Source organism: Vibrio coralliirubri, assembly GCF_024347375.1.
GTDB lineage: Bacteria > Pseudomonadota > Gammaproteobacteria > Enterobacterales > Vibrionaceae > Vibrio > Vibrio coralliirubri.
Window position 1 is genome coordinate 1,120,603 of the sequence record NZ_AP025471.1, and the last position, 17,199, is coordinate 1,137,801.

The 17,199-nt window shown below is 41.6% G+C and carries 16 protein-coding genes; 5 read left to right on the forward strand and 11 right to left on the reverse strand.

The genetic code is table 11. From position 1 onward, the window contains the following. Positions 1 to 28: 28 nt before the first annotated feature. Together OCV20_RS21630 and OCV20_RS21635 are read right to left on the reverse strand one after the other, a co-directional pair. Positions 29 to 2,134 carry a LodA/GoxA family CTQ-dependent oxidase gene (locus OCV20_RS21630; RefSeq protein ID WP_086775117.1) on the reverse strand — a complete coding sequence of 702 codons (2,106 nt, stop codon included), beginning with the start codon at positions 2,132 to 2,134 and terminating at the stop codon, positions 29 to 31. Next, positions 2,131 to 3,954 carry a GMC family oxidoreductase gene (locus OCV20_RS21635; protein WP_086775116.1) on the reverse strand — a complete coding sequence of 608 codons (1,824 nt, stop codon included), beginning with the start codon at positions 3,952 to 3,954 and terminating at the stop codon, positions 2,131 to 2,133. The genes OCV20_RS21630 and OCV20_RS21635 overlap by 4 nt, the downstream gene beginning before the upstream one ends. Before the next feature lie 919 nt (positions 3,955 to 4,873). On the opposite strand from OCV20_RS21635, the gene OCV20_RS21640 reads away from it, so the two are divergent. After that, positions 4,874 to 5,446, forward strand: a complete 573-nt coding sequence (locus OCV20_RS21640; RefSeq protein ID WP_086775115.1) for a DUF2913 family protein — start codon at positions 4,874 to 4,876, stop codon at positions 5,444 to 5,446. Between the two features lie 11 nt (positions 5,447 to 5,457). Here the strand turns inward: OCV20_RS21640 and OCV20_RS21645 are convergent, their stop codons facing one another. The 5 genes from OCV20_RS21645 to OCV20_RS21665 form a co-directional block, all read right to left on the reverse strand. Beyond that, positions 5,458 to 5,694: a hypothetical protein gene (locus tag OCV20_RS21645; protein WP_050649258.1), complete on the reverse strand. Its 237-nt coding sequence runs from the start codon at positions 5,692 to 5,694 to the stop codon at positions 5,458 to 5,460. Positions 5,695 to 5,963: 269 nt separating this feature from the next. Next, positions 5,964 to 7,130: a replication initiation protein gene (locus tag OCV20_RS21650; RefSeq protein WP_086775114.1), complete on the reverse strand. Its 1,167-nt coding sequence runs from the start codon at positions 7,128 to 7,130 to the stop codon at positions 5,964 to 5,966. Then, complete coding sequence (locus tag OCV20_RS21655) at positions 7,127 to 7,444, reverse strand: hypothetical protein (RefSeq protein ID WP_050649256.1); 318 nt, start codon at positions 7,442 to 7,444, stop codon at positions 7,127 to 7,129. Before OCV20_RS21655 ends, OCV20_RS21650 begins: the two co-directional genes overlap by 4 nt. Positions 7,445 to 7,778: 334 nt before the next feature. After that, a complete protein-coding gene (locus OCV20_RS21660; RefSeq protein ID WP_086775113.1) occupies positions 7,779 to 8,327 on the reverse strand; it encodes a phage regulatory CII family protein in 549 nt (182 codons plus the stop codon). A gap of 109 nt (positions 8,328 to 8,436) precedes the next feature. Continuing rightward, positions 8,437 to 8,649, reverse strand: a complete 213-nt coding sequence (locus tag OCV20_RS21665) for a hypothetical protein (protein ID WP_029203682.1) — start codon at positions 8,647 to 8,649, stop codon at positions 8,437 to 8,439. Positions 8,650 to 8,740: 91 nt separating this feature from the next. Here OCV20_RS21665 and OCV20_RS21670 point away from each other — a divergent pair, with 91 nt between their 5' ends. The 3 genes from OCV20_RS21670 (at position 8,741) to OCV20_RS21680 (ending at position 10,952) form a co-directional block, all read left to right on the forward strand. Continuing rightward, complete coding sequence (locus OCV20_RS21670) at positions 8,741 to 9,367, forward strand: phage repressor protein CI (RefSeq protein WP_086775112.1); 627 nt, start codon at positions 8,741 to 8,743, stop codon at positions 9,365 to 9,367. A 5-nt stretch (positions 9,368 to 9,372) separates the two neighbouring features. After that, positions 9,373 to 10,683, forward strand: a complete 1,311-nt coding sequence (locus OCV20_RS21675) for a hypothetical protein (RefSeq protein ID WP_086775111.1) — start codon at positions 9,373 to 9,375, stop codon at positions 10,681 to 10,683. A gap of 62 nt (positions 10,684 to 10,745) precedes the next feature. Next, complete coding sequence (locus OCV20_RS21680; protein WP_086775110.1) at positions 10,746 to 10,952, forward strand: hypothetical protein; 207 nt, start codon at positions 10,746 to 10,748, stop codon at positions 10,950 to 10,952. Positions 10,953 to 10,995: 43 nt separating this feature from the next. On the opposite strand, the gene OCV20_RS21685 is transcribed toward OCV20_RS21680, so the two are convergent. The 3 genes from OCV20_RS21685 to OCV20_RS21695 form a co-directional block, all read right to left on the reverse strand. Further along, positions 10,996 to 13,176 (reverse strand): S8 family peptidase, encoded by a 2,181-nt coding sequence (locus OCV20_RS21685; RefSeq protein WP_086775109.1) that lies wholly within the window; start codon positions 13,174 to 13,176, stop codon positions 10,996 to 10,998. Further along, positions 13,173 to 14,285: an AAA family ATPase gene (locus OCV20_RS21690; protein WP_086775108.1), complete on the reverse strand. Its 1,113-nt coding sequence runs from the start codon at positions 14,283 to 14,285 to the stop codon at positions 13,173 to 13,175. The genes OCV20_RS21685 and OCV20_RS21690 overlap by 4 nt, the downstream gene beginning before the upstream one ends. 178 nt (positions 14,286 to 14,463) lie before the next feature. Further along, positions 14,464 to 14,844 (reverse strand): hypothetical protein, encoded by a 381-nt coding sequence (locus tag OCV20_RS21695; protein ID WP_086775107.1) that lies wholly within the window; start codon positions 14,842 to 14,844, stop codon positions 14,464 to 14,466. 132 nt (positions 14,845 to 14,976) lie between these two features. On the opposite strand from OCV20_RS21695, the gene OCV20_RS21700 reads away from it, so the two are divergent. Beyond that, a complete protein-coding gene (locus OCV20_RS21700) occupies positions 14,977 to 16,014 on the forward strand; it encodes a phage integrase (RefSeq protein ID WP_086775106.1) in 1,038 nt (345 codons plus the stop codon). A 111-nt stretch (positions 16,015 to 16,125) separates the two neighbouring features. Here the strand turns inward: OCV20_RS21700 and tdh are convergent, their stop codons facing one another. Then, positions 16,126 to 17,157: an L-threonine 3-dehydrogenase gene (gene tdh / locus OCV20_RS21705; protein WP_086775105.1), complete on the reverse strand. Its 1,032-nt coding sequence runs from the start codon at positions 17,155 to 17,157 to the stop codon at positions 16,126 to 16,128. Positions 17,158 to 17,199: the final 42 nt, after the last annotated feature.

The following is a 17,199-nucleotide window of genomic DNA, read 5'->3' on the forward strand; positions in this document are numbered from 1 at the left end:
AAGGTAACCTTTGACTAAGCTTCACCGTTTAACGCTCTAGGCGCCCATAGATCTTACGGGTTTGAATCTCATTATCAGACGACTCAATATCCTGTTCAAACTCGGCTCGCTCATGCTTTTCACGGGCTATCGCCTGCTCAGGGGTGATTTCCCCTTCAGCCACTTGCAGCTGTATGTAGGTTGGGTCCCAGCGAGTAAATGTTTCAGCGCGCTGCTGCTCTACCCAGGCAACCTTAGGTAGCTCCCCTAGGTGAGTGCCTGCTGAAAATGTCTTAGCAGAAACAATTCCCAAATCTGACCACTCATTAGCCATATCGTTAAGCCGACTTAAGGTATCTGAGTTATCTAAATCTCGCAGCCAGTATTGGCGATAATTAAACTTTTTACTTTTTTGAAAGGTCCCGGAGCCATCACTATTAATGCCTTCATAGGATTGCTCGCTAAGCACATTTTGCGGTGCACGCGGTGCCCATAGCGCAGGCGTTGGCAGATAATTTGACTCATCTACCCCCCCTAAACAACTTGCAGCGTCAGCTTGCCACGGCACTCCCATCCAGCGAGTTAATGTTCCAGGGCCACTAAAATCAACAGGGCCGTTTTTCTTCATCGCTTCCTCGGGGGATAACACTGGGCCATAGTCATCGCTGACGTACTTCGGGTCATTTTCATGCTCTAGAGCCACGACATTTAAACGATACGGTGATAACTCTCCTGCTACTGGTGCTTTCCACATCTGATCGACTCTAAGCGGCCAAGATATTTCAATGCCCGGCCTAAAGGGCCCACCCAAACACTCCTGCAGCGCCGCTTTAGTGAGTAGATAGGGCTGAATCGCAAGAGGTTGGTTGGCTATCGGATCACGCTCAGCTGCCGCTGGTAATGGAAAACCTGTAGCTAATATGTTTCGACTTGGTGGCTTAAAATCACCATTAGCCCACTGAACTAGGGAGTTATATTGAGTTTGCGTAACCCATAAATTTTCATTCGGCTGACCACTAAAGTCGCGCAGTGCATCGCCGTAATTTGAGGGGATTTGCGTCGGCTCAAACTGCTCTGATTTTGGGTTTCTAAACCAGCTCAATAACGATTTTTTAAACTCAATGTCAGTATCTGACACTAGCTTTTCGTACACCGTAGGGTCGGTAAAATTAGACGGAGACCCCTTACCAAACAACATATACAACCCTTCACTCACCCACTGGGAATCAGTTAATGACTTAAAGATGGGCCATATGTCATCCTCAAATGAGGGCTTTTCATCATTGGTGGTTTGGCCTTGTTTTTTCGCGTATACGTCTTTGGCAATATCGTACATGGTGATCGTGCCGTACAGGCCTTGTCCATAATTAGGTGGCACCACAGCAACAAAGGCAGGCTCAGCTTCGATAGGTTTTTCATCATCAATGGTTATAGTCGCCCGGACCGGTCCATCTGATGTATCATCATACCAACCATCGTTATTCGCAAAATGGTGAATTGGATTATTAGGTCTAATGCTGTTAGCTTCACCTGAACCTCCTAGCACAATTAAGCGGCCCTTTTCATCTGTGCGCAGCTCTCCAAGGCAAACCTTACGATCCATAAATGCCCCTTCATCCATTGAGCCGCTGCGTTGATTAGCACCACTGATTGATACGCTTCCGGCATCAATCACCAGCTTGTCTCGGCTGGGTGACAAACCATAAGGTACTCCACCATAGCCTTGGTTTTTATGTACCACCGATAACGCAAGCTTTTTGGTATTTCCATTCTTTTCAGAAATTTCATTCAAATCCATTGGGTTGGTAAACTCATACCAAGCGCCTTTACGGTTTGCTAAATGCACCTTCCATTCAACCTTAATACATTTATTCTCTGCATTAATACCGTGATTAATCTCAGACACAACTTGCCCATCAGCGTTTAGACCATATATTCTAAATCGCGCAGCCTGTTTTTTTACTGCGCCATGTGCATCTTTATACTGAATATCACACGTTGAGCTACTTAGGTCATTTGGTACCCTAGGATCAGCGACCTGTCCCGGAAGTTCCGGCGCATAATACCACTGACTAGAATTGCCCACCCTTGATATACCGATGGCCGGATATATAACGTATTTAACTATCTCATTTCCATTGCTATTGTTACTCATGACTTCTTCCTTTTCTGGTCTTCAATAATAACTTGCGATGCCTTTTCGCTTATCATATAGATGGGGGTAACAATAAAAGTCCCTGGGATCTTGGGAAAAACTGAAGCGTCTACTACGCGTAGATTCTGGGTACCTCGAACCCGAAAACGACTATCAAGAACCGCCAACTTATCGCCGTCAGCCCCAATAGGACAGGAGCAAGAGGCATGATGTCCCCAGGATTGGTCTTTTATATATTGTTTAATTTGTTCATCGGTTTGCACCGCATGTCCCGGTAATACCTCTTTGACTTTAAAAGGAGAGTCTTGCATCAAAGTACGAGCAAACTTAAAACCCTGCACTATGTCGTTTAAGTCTTCGCCACCATCATCACTGCCTTCATTGAAGTAATGAAAGTTAATATAGGGTGCCAACCTAGGGTTATTAGATTTGAGCTTCACCACGCCTTTGCGATTATTGGTATGAGCCTTTAATACCGTCCAGGTAAATTGATTTTTTATCGGATTAAATGTCCAAAACCAGTTTGGAAAGAAACCTTGGAAGCGTACACTTTTTGCGAAAATGATGAGGTCAGGATCAACCTTATCTGGGAACGACTTTTTTAAATACATCAAGGGGGAACCCATACTGTTATAAGGTCCCGTTCTATCGGCAAGCCAAGATTTTAAAAACGCATCGTGTTCGGGATCATCACTGTAGTTTGCAAGCTCATTGACCTTAAACGGCTGCTCCATCTCAGTAATCAGAGGAATTTCATATCGGTCTTGTAAGTTTGTGCCAACACCGGGTAAGTTAACCCGCACAGGTATGTCAAATTGCGTTAATTGCTCGGGATCGCCAATACCCGAAAGCATCAATAGTTGTGGCGTATTAAATGCACCACAACACAAGATAACCTCCTCATTCGCATAGGCCTTATTAACCACAGGCTGTGTTAGCTGACACTCTTCGTCATACCTAGGGGTGGTCGAATAGAGATACTGACCCTGCAAATATTCAATACCAATGGCCTTGTTAAGCTCAATGTCATCAAACAACACGCGGCTCGCCAAAGCGTGACTTTGTATAAATAACCGCTTTGGGAACTGCTGTTGCACTTGCAGTATGTACTCTCTGGTGCCATTTCTGGCCATGTTGTGGGTAGCTTGGGGAATGGTAAAATATCCGGTACTGTGGTCTTCGGTAACACTGACGGAGTTTGGATCAAGATGCTCGTTAATTTTTCCTAACTGCTCAGCATCAAATCCACGTTTTTTACAGCTGGCTAAGGTTTGCTGAAGCTGCCAATCCTTAGGTGCCGATGACGTATCAGCCTTCTCTGTGCTCAACCACCCCGAAGTACCATGACCTGTGTTTTTCGCGATGTTCGGCTCTAAATATTGGCACTTCTCAAGCTTAATAAAGTACTCACGCATCTTTGTTGGCGACCACGAATCATCACCTGTTAACTGCTGAATGTACTCCCAGTCCGAATTGGCAGGATAAGTAGTAATCATTGCATTGTGCGCGGTACAGCCACCCAGAGTACTTGAACGTGGGTACAATACCCCATCTTTTGCTGGCACAAATTTAGGGTCCCTTTTTTGCTGCTTCTCATCTGCATAATGACGTACAAAGTAATCCCATCGATAGTTCTCATTCTCAGCAGCAAGCCCCGAAAACGAAGGTACTGAATAACTCACACTTGCTTCCTTTCCCCCGGCTTCCAATAGCAGAACTGTGTACCCGGCAAGGGCTAAGTTTGCAGCAAGTGGACCACCTCCTGCACCTGAACCAACAATAATATAGTCATAGTTATTATCCGTTTCATTGTGTTCCATCTTTATACATATCCTTTGCGTTTAATGCTTCAGCACGGTTGCAATGAATATATACGTTACATACTTACTCTGTTATTACATCGATATTACGCTATCACGGCACTGTTACTTACGAGCGATGAGACCCAACCTATCTGCTTTCTGCTGAAAGGTTTTGATGTCTTTCAATATTAAGAGGAGGCCAAAGTAACGCAATACGTTTGGAGAAATGACCACAAACCCTTGATGAGTCGTGGCAATTCAGCCTTCGTACTCTTTGAATTTGCTGATGTTCGAACGACGAAAGTCCGTAGGTATACCCACGGCTATTAACCGCTGGGGCTTTATATGCAGTGGCATAGTGAATTTGGCCACCTACTCAAAGATGATATCATCTCCTTTGAGTAGGTTTTTATCGGCTTTGTTTCCTTACTCAACCCACCCTATCTTTTGATGTCATTAGACAGCTCGATAGCTCTCGGGAATATCAAGCTGCGTAAATCGATTTAATATTGATGCCGCTAGCATCATTTCCTGTTGTTGATTGTTAAATTCTCTACTGTGTAATTTATGGACAATGAGTGTTAGAGACGCAGCTCCAACAGTCTTACCCGAGATTAAGACAAGTAATTTGAAACCTTAAAGCTGGGATTTTTCTGTTTCAGTGAGCTGATAACGACATGGCCCTGCTATAACAACTCGACAAGCGCTTGTTGGTAAGCTTCTTCGACGATGGTTTGTTCCCAAACACGCCCGTGCTCGGGTAAGACTTGCTGTCTAGAAATGATCGACACTCCGAAGCTTAATATGCCCTTGATACGATGTCGTCGAATGCAGCAGGTTTAACACAAACCGCAAATTGCATCACTTTGGTTTCGACTATAAAGCCTTGCTATTCTTATGATAAAATACCCTCACCAATAAAGAATCAATGTGAACAATGTCAGAACATTCATACCATCAACTTATTAAGTCGACTTTCGAAAACACTCTTCTTCACCTTTACTTCAAAGTAAACGTTGCCAGTCACTTTGTTAAAGAAGAGCAACGAAACAAGATCATCATTGACTTCTTAAAGCCAAAAATCAAACAAGCTCGATATGGCATTATCAAGAAAAAGCTTAAAACGGTTTGTTTGATGAAAAATAAGTTTGGCTCAATCGAAAAACACTTAGAAAGCGTTTTATCTCAATATTCAGCGATAGAAAGTCAAAACGACGTTGATAAGCTTTATGCCTTGTTAGAACGCTTTGAGAAGAGCGGATTAGAAACAAAACTTATTGAAGAGACCCCTAAACAGGAAATGGACGTTGTTTATATCGACAGAGCACATATTGATAACTGCTTCGATAATGAAAACCGTCAGATTGCACCCATTTCGCTGTTTATACATACGAATGAATTAGACAAGTTCACTAAGTGCTTAGTCACCCAACCTTATTTCACATTTGAATTATGCCAAGCAAGTAAAGAGTTAAATAACTATCACTATCAAGTTCACCCAATTCGCTAACGCAACCAGCTCTAAAATGTAGGGCTCTTCCAGCCCAGGTCAAGACGTGTTGTACGCGATTTATCAAACAGTATTCCCATCCTTTTCCTTTTATCATCACAATCAAGGTCAATCTTTTGATCTTCGAGCAGTAAGCTGATCAAATATAAGCCTAAGGCTGAATGATCTTGGCCATTCGTCTTCACCGCCACAGCTTCAACAATGAATTCAATTCCTGTTGACAGTGTTTCTGTATCTTTAAAAGCCATAACTCCCCCTTAAATAACTGTATAAATATACAGCAAACTAAGGCGGGTGAGTCCATATTTACACGAAATGAGACATTAATCACATGAATGAGAGGCATATAGACTCAACTCTCATCAAACATTTCCCTTCTTTAAAAGAGGGGCTAGCGGTCAAAAAGTGAGGGGGAAGACTATTGAATCTCCAATAAATGTAACCTAACCGCAACTCCCTTCTTGAATTTACCAAGCGCTCTCATTTTGGCTCGATATTTTACTCATTATTATTCGACTCAAGGAAAAGCCGACTCAAGTACCGCCTTCTTTTTCCCTACCTCATACTCCACACAATTTAACGTTACAGGGGCAGATATCTGATGAACAGCATAATTACCACGATACTCTGGCTCATTTCGCCTACTTTCGGATAAAGCAGACTTGATCCATTCAAACAGATAGACATAACGACTGACGGTCTGGCGACACAGGTTCGCATTACGTGCCACCAAACCAATCGTGAGCTCCTGATTTTTGCGTAACAGAAACTGACATGCGCGGATAATTCGACGAGTGGTCTTCGTCCGACGAAGGTTATGGGTTCTTCTGGCCGCTCTACGCTGCCTTTCCTGTAAACTTAATCCACTATCCAACCTCATCACACCTCGCTGGCAGTCTGAGCGAGCACAGTATTTATCCCAAGTCCAACGAGAAACACTTTTCACTACCGCCAACACCTCACTGCACTGCAAAGGCGGCTTATCCGCAGTGTCGGTATTTTTGTAACGAGCGAAACTCTCCACACGGCGTTTAAAGTTCGAATAACTGCCCTTTTCTCTTTCTTCGTCGACGATGTCATACGCGTATCTGCGAGTGTGTTCAAACAAAGTACAGTTTCGAGAATAAGAGGCATCAATATCTTGACGAAGCCATGGCCGTGTTGTCTCCAACTCAACTGAATCCGCTAACTCGTTGAGTTCATAGACACTCCGATGGAGTTCGGTCGTCTGCCACCACGGATGAAAGGGCGTTTTGGCTACTGGGCCGGAATAACTCAAGTCCGCCTCAAGTCGCAAGGCTAAGGCGCGATAAATGGCTTTGAGGTACTGAATGGGTTTTGAGCGAGCTTGATCGCTTGTGCAAACCGGCACAATAGCGTAAAAAAGGTGGGCTTTATTACTGGTGCGGTTTCGAACGATTAGATTAGGGGGTGGTAAGCCTTCATCTTGCCAAATATAGGGGTTGGGGACAGAGCGATGGTCATGATCGATGTCAAACACCATCCACGCCTGCATCTCTTTACGATTAACCTGCATATACGGCCATCTGATCGCATAGTTTCTAGGTCTGATAAGCATCGCGGTTTTGTTATCACTGCACCTCGACAAATACGGCGCTTCCTCCAATAGCCGACTCAAACAAGAGATAGATGAAGACACAGCGTATTCAGAATGAGCCGTCATCGCATCACCCTCGGTGCACCTTGCCCATACTCACTTACAGAAATAACAGAGTAAAATAGACTGTATTGAGTGTTGATCGCCGTTACTGAGTCAGTATTATTGACTCTCTCTGATAAGATTCGAAAGCTGGCCAAAGCCGTTCCTTTCGAGCTTTCAGAACCGCAACGGGTGACCACTTTTATCGCACATCTTGTCGATTGACAACTGACTGCCTCACGCCACTCTTCTTTACTTTCTAAGACTAAATTGAAGACAGCTTCAAGACTGCTTTGAATGACCTTACCCTGTACGACCGCAAACGCATGATGATTCATAAAGTGACCTCGGCTAAAAAACGCTCCCCTTCGGAGAAATCAATAACGCAACTCTGGAAGAGGAAAATGCGTCAAAGCCAACGTTGTCTGATTCTTTGTATTCGCCTCTCAAGGCCGAATAAACGAATTCGCAGTCGCACTTGTTCAAACACATGATTCGAACGCCTTAATTGGTTCATTAACTTCACCTGCTCACCCTTTAAAGAAGAAAGTTGACGAGCGCATAACTCGCGTCGAATACGCTTGATATACATAAGACCTCTACGCTTATCTTCCTTCGTCAATCCATGACCAGACGTTTCAGGACATGACTTATCGCACGGAGTAACAGCCATCATTGATCCGAATTGATGTTTGAGGCAGATAAACCATTAGCACCCCCTCTCTCATCCATGGCTTTAAGCAGACAAACACCTTGATTCAGTTTTTCTAAGCTCCTGATGAGCTTTACCTGAACACCGATACTGGCGTGGGCGGTATGAATAAGCTTATGTTTTTGAGCGCGAGTAAGACGCTGATTTCCTGCATACTCTAAAGCCATTCGAGACAACTCACCCGAGTGGGTCGAGCTCTCTAGTGCGCACAAAACAAAGGCATCATCCATGGTGTTGGGCGGTATATATGCGGTGACCACACCCAGCCCAAGAAGTAAACTGTTTACAATGATGTGATTACCGCTCACTTTGGCGAGAAGGATGGCTTCAACACAACTCAGGACATGAGGCTGATCAGGATTAAGCTTATTCCGCAGCATGGTCGGACTCATCCCTATGATCTCTGCGAGCCTAGCCATATTCTCTGATCTAGCGAACACGTAACACGCCTCATTAAAGGCTCCTTGTTTTGTGCGAGAAAATTCGCCTATTGAGTCAATTCCATTCATAACCAATACTCAATTGAAGAAAAGTGAAAAAAGAAGCCCAACCAAGAACATTGAACCCCAACGGGCAACGCTCTTTGGTCGAAATAAGGGAAGATAAACGCATGAGCGACTAACCCATTCTCTCCAACGTTTCACGCGTTGCCATTTCTAGCAACATGACCATATTGATTAGAGGGGTTTCTTTACCTTTTGCTTTAGTTTTAATAGGTAAGCGACCATCAGCTACCCAATCCATGATGGTGCGTTTCGGCATTCCAGAGAACTGAGAGTATTGGTCGTACGTCATGAAAGGCGTATTTAGGACTACTTGATATGAGAGCATAGTGATATCCTGTTAAGTCGTTGAATGTTTAATATCGAACAATAGAGTTGCCGCTCAAAATTGTTCAGATACGAGAGATTATTGATCGTATATGCGAGAAAAACAAGAAAAACTATCCGCTTTTGAATATCAGGGCGGAAAAATCATCACAGAAAGGCTTTGCCAAGCACTAGAAGTTAAGAACCAGAGAGAGCTTTCTACACTCTTAGATATTCCAACTTCGACAATGTCTACCTGGCATAAGCGTGACCTTTGCCCTTTTGAGGTTGTACTAAGAGCCCACATGTACACAGGGATCTCCGTAAAGTGGTTGACCTTAGGTGAAGGTGAACCATTTCCTAATAGAGTTAGCTCTGAACATCAATCGAAACGCCTAGAACCTAAAGTTCTTTTCGACATTGACTCATTTAAGATTCTCAATGGCGATTTAAAAGAATTAAAAACTCTCACATTCGACAAATCTTTACTCGATCAAGTCTCAGTAATGAACGCAATGGCTATTCGACACGGAGAGCTCACGTCCATTATCGATAAAGAAGTTAACCAAGCAGTAAGTGGCACGTACTTAGTGGATATGGATGGCTTACTCTCGTTAAACGACATACAACGTTTACCAGGTAAGAAGCTAGCAATCAGCTTTAACGGCTCGACTCTAACAGTCGAAGAAGATGAAGTAAGAGTTGTGGGTAGAGTTGCTTTGGTAATGGAGAAGAAGTAGTTTTAATGGCACTAAACAGCAAAAATAACAAACGAAGACCAATTTCTATATGGAATACTTGGCATCTGAAATTAGTTATTCAAAAAACCATATCCAGATTAGCTTTCATCAGAGGCATTACAAATTCATTAGCTAACTTTTTTTCTAGCTCAGTACTTCTAGGAATAATTACTCTAGTACAGCTTGCCGCTGGTGCTATTTTGGGTGCTAATATCAGTTTATCTTTTACGTTATCTAATTATACCGACTTAAGTATCTCAGCACTCTCTACAATCATTTGGGATGGGATTCATTCTTTTACTTTATATACGGTATTATTCGCAGTTGCTTTAACATTACTTCGAGCTCTTTCCGACTCATACGTCGCAAATCAAAGACAAAAATTGGCAATTAGGCTAGCTCAAGAGCAACGGAGTCTGCCTGATTCTTTGTGGCTTAGAAAGTACCACGAAGAGTACATGCCAACAGTAATGACAATTAATAATGCCATCAAACAATCTTTTGATAGTGGTAATTTTGATGATGAAGAAATTAAAAAACACATAATAACACTTTTATCATATGCGCGTGATATGGCAATGAGCTGGGATAGTAATCATAAAGAGGGCTATGCTGCGAACCTAATGCTGTATGCACCAAGTACCCTAAGGATTGCCCAGTTTATTAAAGCACACTGGAAACAAAACCATATATTTTTTGACGCTAATAACCCATATAGCGTCAAGGCTCAGATTTCAGGCATTCTTTATGTAGCAGCTAGTGTGAATTCAGAAAAAACATTCTATGGTCGAAAGGAAAATGAGAATAACCCTCCTTTGATTTTACCTGTATGTTTAGATGAGGACTTACACACTAATGAGTATTTATCAAAACAAACATTACCTGGTGCACCAGAAGCCTTTCGATTAGGTAGCTATCACTACACAGAGAACCTATTAACTGAAATAGAGCGATGGCTAAATGAAGATTGTTGGAGCTACTACTCTGAATCACAAGCCCAAGATATTTATGAACGTTATAAGGATGACCATTCTAGTCGGTCATTGGTTAGCATCCCCGTAAAACTACCCACTCACGTGCAAATTCCCGATACAGGTGTAGACTTGAAAGAAGGGTTAAGTGTTGCTGTTTTAAATGTTTACAGTAAGAATGCCCGAATGTTAAGAGGAAACGCGAGCGACTTTAACGAGTTTTGTAGACCTCTCGTTAGTACTTTAGCATTGTGTATTGCGGCATATGAAATATGGACTAAACTGCCATCAGGTGAAGACGAAAATGGTTATGTAGATCCAAAAAGCGATGGTGATGAGACCTAGAATGCTCATTGTCTTTTGTTGAACAAAATTATACAATTCAAATTGGTTTAGGAGGGGATATTATGGCAGTAAGAAAATCAGCTACTCCTGTTAGCTATAACAACAACTTGAACGGTAGTACTTACAACTCGAAAGAATATTCTCCAAATAAAGAAGAGAATAAAAAGACAATAAAACCAATGTCTTATAAAAAAGACTCAAAGCAACCTAAGCACCGTAAAAGCAATGCTGACTCTGTTGCTGAACAGTTTTTAGCAAGCACAGAATAATTAAAAAGGCACCCTAAGGGTGCCTTTAAACTACTATAATTAGTTATAGTTCAATTCGATTATCTACAACCAGTTCAGAAACTTCCCAGTTATACTGATCCATCAACCTTGCCATCTCATTGTATACAGGCTGTTCTCGGTCAATATCGCGTATAGTCAGTATTATAGAGAAAGGAATTTCGACCCCTTCAGCCTCATACCCGTCTCGATTCAATACCGAAACTCTAAGTTTCCAGTTTTCAATATCCGTCCCTCTAGGGAAGGATTTATGATAAACCTTAATCGGTGACCATTTATCACCTGACTTAGCTAAATCAGCTTCGTTCATCGGAGTAGAAGCTTGAAGAGGAACCATAGACTTGAATTTCACTCCGTCTGTTTTACCTAAACCAACACCAACATCAATCTGACAATATTCAAATGATTTTTTAGGATCCAAATCAGGTTGATAGACTAAAGTTATGAAAAACTCCCCTCTGACTTTTCCTTCGTCAGTTCTTAAGCAATCAGGGATAGGAAACGGTAATTTTTGCACTTCAAAGCTTTTTTGGGCGATACCTTCAAATACTAGTGTTGTTTCATAATCACTAACACTTAAAACGTCATGGACATCTGCAGGAACCCCCCACCCTAAATATTCTTTGCATTCTTGTGGCACTATCCCCTTTAGGTTAGCACTATGAATCAGTAACCCTTTAACTAAGCTAGGCGTAGCCCTTTCACCAATCTTATGGAATAAATTGGCTGCCAATGTAGATATTATTGGAGTTGAAACACTAGTACCAACGCTATATGTCTCATATCCATTTGGACAAATTGATTTGATCGCCATAGAATCACAGAAAGAGCCATTTTCTAATAAATTGCCACCATAATGTACTACTTCTGGCTTTTGTACAAAATTGGAAACAGGCCCCTTCCTAGAGAAACTGGATGGTTTTCCATTAGAAACAAAACCATCATTATGAGCTAAAGAACCTACTGTTAACGCTCTAACAGAGTCGCCTGGACTTGAAATACGATCTTCATAAGTATCTATAGGCGGCCAAGGTCTAAGCTCTTCTTGAAAATTACCTGCAGAAACCACACATAAGCAATTATGCTTATCCTGAAATTCATCCAATAATATCCCAAACTCAGAAATCCCATGAAGGTCAACTGGATCATTCTCACCTAAAGACAGGTTCCACACCTTAATATGCGGATTATTTTTCGCTGCCATATCGAGAGTGTTAAGTATTTCATAGAAATCACCACCACTCGCGCCTATAGCTTCTATACTGAAAACCTTTGATTGGCAGAGGGGAAAATGACTATGTCCACCATTTAGTAAACTAGCATTCGATATCAGACCAGCAACAAAAGTACCATGTTCACTAATTTTATCATTTTCAGGAACAATCGAGATTTGTCCTGTCAACCAAGGAGCTAATGGACCACAAGCTGAGCTTACACCTGTATCAACAATTCCAACTACAGGACAATCATCTTCAGGAACCTCGAGAACAATAGGAAGCGTCAATAAATCCTCAGGTGTACACTCTAGTGAAGATATCGACTTGCTAGGTGAGACACTTTGTACAAAAACATTACTCTCACAGATTTCGTGCACTTGACTTTCTTCAAGCCTTACTCGATAAACCCTAATAGATGTTGAGTCATGTTTAGTCCATTGTCTGCTGAAGTTATTTAAATAATCTTCAAACTGACTATCAATTTGGTTATTCACTTGATCATCTTCAAACCTAAGCAAACGTATCACATAATACCCTGCCTCTGTATTTCTAGAAATTTGAACTTTAGGTTCAAATTTAGTAATACTTTTGACCGTTGATAAGGCTGATTCCAAAGTTATTTTTCCTTGTAACCCTGAAATTTTTGCTTTTAAATTCCTTAATCCATCAGGAGTTGCTTGTATCAAAAACTTAGAGAAGCCTACGTCTCCAAAGAATGGACAAGTCGTTTCATTAAAAATTGCCGTTGGTCTATTTGATTTTGAAATGGCTTTACTTTCTAGCTCTACGATTGCGGGCATATAAGGTATTGTTGACTTTTCAAAGTTAAGACTAATTTCTTCTTGAAGGTCTTGAATAGATGAAATTATTTCAGACACAAACTCGTTTGTGAGTTCTTTATGTAATTTATTAGACCCTCCAGGATTTACTGGGGGCTTTATATAATCAACTTGAGAAAACTGAACATGCTTTATTGAGTTATTACTCATTTACTTTTACCTTTCAGTAACTTACCAACATAGCTTAATGATATATCAAAAACTAATGCGAGTATCCTATATGTAAACAAGTTACTATCATATTCATGAAGCCACGCAAGTTCTTGCTTCTTGTCCGATGAATCAAAAGTTAACTGGGGGTACTTGTCCATAAGGACGTTCCTACATATATGACCTATATCAAAAACGAGATCATTAACGACAATGAAACGCAAATACTCATGTATTACCATTTCAATCTCCGCTCCGGTTCTTCCTTCCGTCAATTTAGCCAAAAGCTCAATATCTAAATCATCTATAGAGAAATTATTTAGAAGATTACTGATGATCTTTAATCTTACAGGCTTTTCCGGTAAGTCTAATTCCATCTTATAATGAAACCGTCGCCAAACTGCAGGGTCTAACAGGTGAGGGTGATTAGTTGCAGCTATAACAACTGTGTTATTTAAACTATCAATATTTTGAAGAAGGCTGACTACTACCCTTTTTAACTCACCTATTTCATTTTTATCATCTCTAGCTTTCGCAATAGAATCGAATTCATCCAAGAACAGTACACATGGTTCAGAGTTTGCGTATTCTAATAAAGACCGAATATTCTTAGATGTTGACCCTAAATAAGATGATATCAATGCATCAGAACGAGCTGTAATAAGAGGCAAATCTAATTCACTTGCGATGTAGCTAGCTAGCTGACTCTTCCCTGTGCCTGGTACTCCGTGCAGTAAAAGCGAAGGATTTGAGGGGATGCCTACCGCTATTAACTTATCTTGCTTACGGATGTATTCAATAAATGAATGTACTTCTATCTCTTTACTATTGGACAAGAATACTCTAGAAGTCTCATATGTTGGAAATGTCTTATCCGCCAAAGAAAATCTGTTATCTTTTTCTACAGGTATTGGTTTGCTCAAAAAGCTTTTTGTATTGATAGTGCTATTTTTCCCCCCAGTTAGCTTACTAGCCAAACCCTTAGCAGCAATAGCGTCACCATCACTGGTTAGCTTTTCTACCAATTTTTTTGTCTGGTTTATAGTTTCAGCTTGGTTACCAGCTAAAGCACTCTCAATTAACCTTGACACTTCTATATAATATTCCACTGTTCACTCTTTTTGGGGAAAAAAACACGCATAAGGACTAACCGTCCACCAATTAACTCATTATAACCAACAATAAGAAGAACCTGTACACTTTAAATGTAAAGTTTGATACTTATTTCTATATTCACTCTAAGTAATAGTTTGATCTTCAGTTCTGTGGTATGTGACGGAAACTACTTCAAAACAACCCATACACATTGTTTTTCCCATCTTGCTCTAGGCCTTTGATCTGATGGTGCTTTGGCTCTCCACCAAACAATAAAATATACAGCTTCCGGTCTTGGTACGTCCCCACGACATAGTGGTCTTTTTGTATGACGTACTCGATAGTTTCGGCTTCCTCATCGGTACACAGATATTTAATATCAACCAGCTTCACCCATTTCAAACCGATCACATTCTTTGCTTCTATAAACCCACCAAATGGCGCAGTAAAACGATTATCTAGCTTCAAAAGCGCATCAATCATCCCTTGGTTCTTCTTGCTTACCCCAATTGGACCATTGCTGTTAATCTTGAAGTGGCTGTATCCAGAAATCACATGAATTGATTGATACATGGCAAAAACCTATTAACTTTCTTAGCATTTTGAGATAGGTGCCCAGCTTGTGCTTTTTCTCCTAAATAAAACATTGTTCTACATTCCAGCTCAATTATACTGTTTTTATATACAGCTATATTAGGCTTTATTATGTCTGTCCGCAATTTAAAAGATGGTTCTACCAAACCTTGGATCTGCGAATGTTACCCAAACGGACGAACGGGGAAGCGTGTTCGTAAGAAATTTGCGACTAAAGGCGAAGCCAAGGCTTTTGAGCTTCACACAATAAGGGAAATTGACGATAAGCCATGGATGGGTATTAAACCGGATCACCGTAGAATGAGCGAGCTGTTAGACACTTGGTGGAGCATACACGGTCATACGTTGAAATCAGGTAAGCAAGCTCGGGATCTAATAGCCAAAACAATTGAAGGATTAGGTAACCCAATTGCCTATCACCTTAAAGAACGAGACTACTTAGATTATCGGGCAGCTCGAATCCCCTATCGTGGCAAAAACAAATCTATCGAGATATCCCCGACCACACATAACCTTGAACTGATTTATCTAAAAGGTATGTTCAAGAAGCTGATTAAGTACAATCAGTGGAAATACCCCAACCCAGTTGAAGCAATCGAGCTTATCAGAACCAGTGAAAAGAACCTGGCATATCTAACCAAGCCACAAATTGAAGAGTTCCTATTTAACCTGAAGAATTTCAACCGCGTAATTACAGTCTCGATTCCACAGCTCATTGTAATCTCTAAGATTTGCTTAGCCACCGGTGCTCGTATAAGTGAAGCTCTCACTCTTACCCGTTCACAAGTAGCTGAATTCAAGCTAACTTACACCGAGACAAAAGGTAAGAGAAATCGAAGTGTGCCCATCTCACCTGCTTTGTATCATGAGATCTTAGATATCGCAGTGAGCGACCATAAGATTTTTGACACTACTTATAAGGATGCCTGGCGCTACATTAAAAGGGCTTTACCTAATCATGTTCCAAGTGGGCAAGCAACGCATGTTCTACGGCATACATTTGCTTCGCATTTTATGATGAATAAAGGGGATATTTTGGTGTTACAGCGGATTCTAGGTCACACAAAAATTGAGCAGACAATGGCGTATTCTCACTTTGCTCCCGAGCATTTGATGCAGGCAGTTCACCTCAATCCTTTAGAAAATTAATGGCGACAAAATGGCGACAGCCACTGTAATCGAGCGTTATTTAGCGGTTTTAGACGTAAAAAAGGCGACAATTTAACCTGTCGCCTTTTGCTAATGAGAGCCTAATTTAGACTATTCCCAATCAAGGATAACCTTTCCTGAAAGCCCGCTACGCATAGCGTCAAAGCCTTTCTGGAAGTCGTCCACTTTGTAGTGGTGAGTAATGATTGGTGTTAGATCTAGGCCAGATTGAATCAAAGAAGCCATCTTGTACCAAGTTTCGAACATCTCACGACCGTAGATACCTTTGATAACCAAACCTTTAAAGATAACTTGGTTCCAGTCTACTGCCATATCTGATGGTGGAATACCTAGTAGAGAGATCTTACCGCCGTGGTTCATGTTAGTCAGCATGCTGTTGAACGCAGATGGGTTACCAGACATTTCTAGGCCTACATCGAAGCCTTCAGTCATGCCAAGATCAGACATTACGTCTTCAAGCTTCTCTTCCATCACGTTTACTGCGCGAGTCACACCCATTTTCTTAGCAAGATCTAGGCGGTACTCGTTTACATCAGTGATTACAACGTGACGAGCACCAACGTGCTTAGCAACAGCTGCAGCCATGATACCGATTGGGCCAGCACCAGTAATTAACACGTCTTCGCCTACTAGATCGAAAGAAAGTGCTGTGTGTACTGCGTTACCAAACGGGTCAAAGATTGAAGCGAGATCGTCAGAGATTTCTGCAGGGATCTTAAATGCGTTGAACGCAGGGATCACAAGGAACTCAGAGAACGCACCAGTGCGGTTAACACCAACACCTGTTGTGTTACGACAAAGGTGAGTACGGCCGCCACGACAGTTACGACAGTGACCACATGTGATGTGACCTTCGCCAGATACACGGTCGCCGATTTCAAAACCACGAACTTCTTGGCCGATGCCAACAACTTCACCTACGTATTCGTGACCTACTACCATAGGTACTGGGATTGTGTTTTGTGACCACTCATCCCAGTTGTAGATATGTACGTCAGTACCACAAATTGCGGTTTTCTTAATACGGATAAGAAGATCATTATGACCCATTTCAGGTTTTTCAACCTCGGTCATCCAGATGCCTTCTTCAGGCTTAAGCTTAGAAAGTGCTTTAATTTTCATAATGTTACCTAGTTCATCTCGCCTAACTGTAAGGCGAGAATC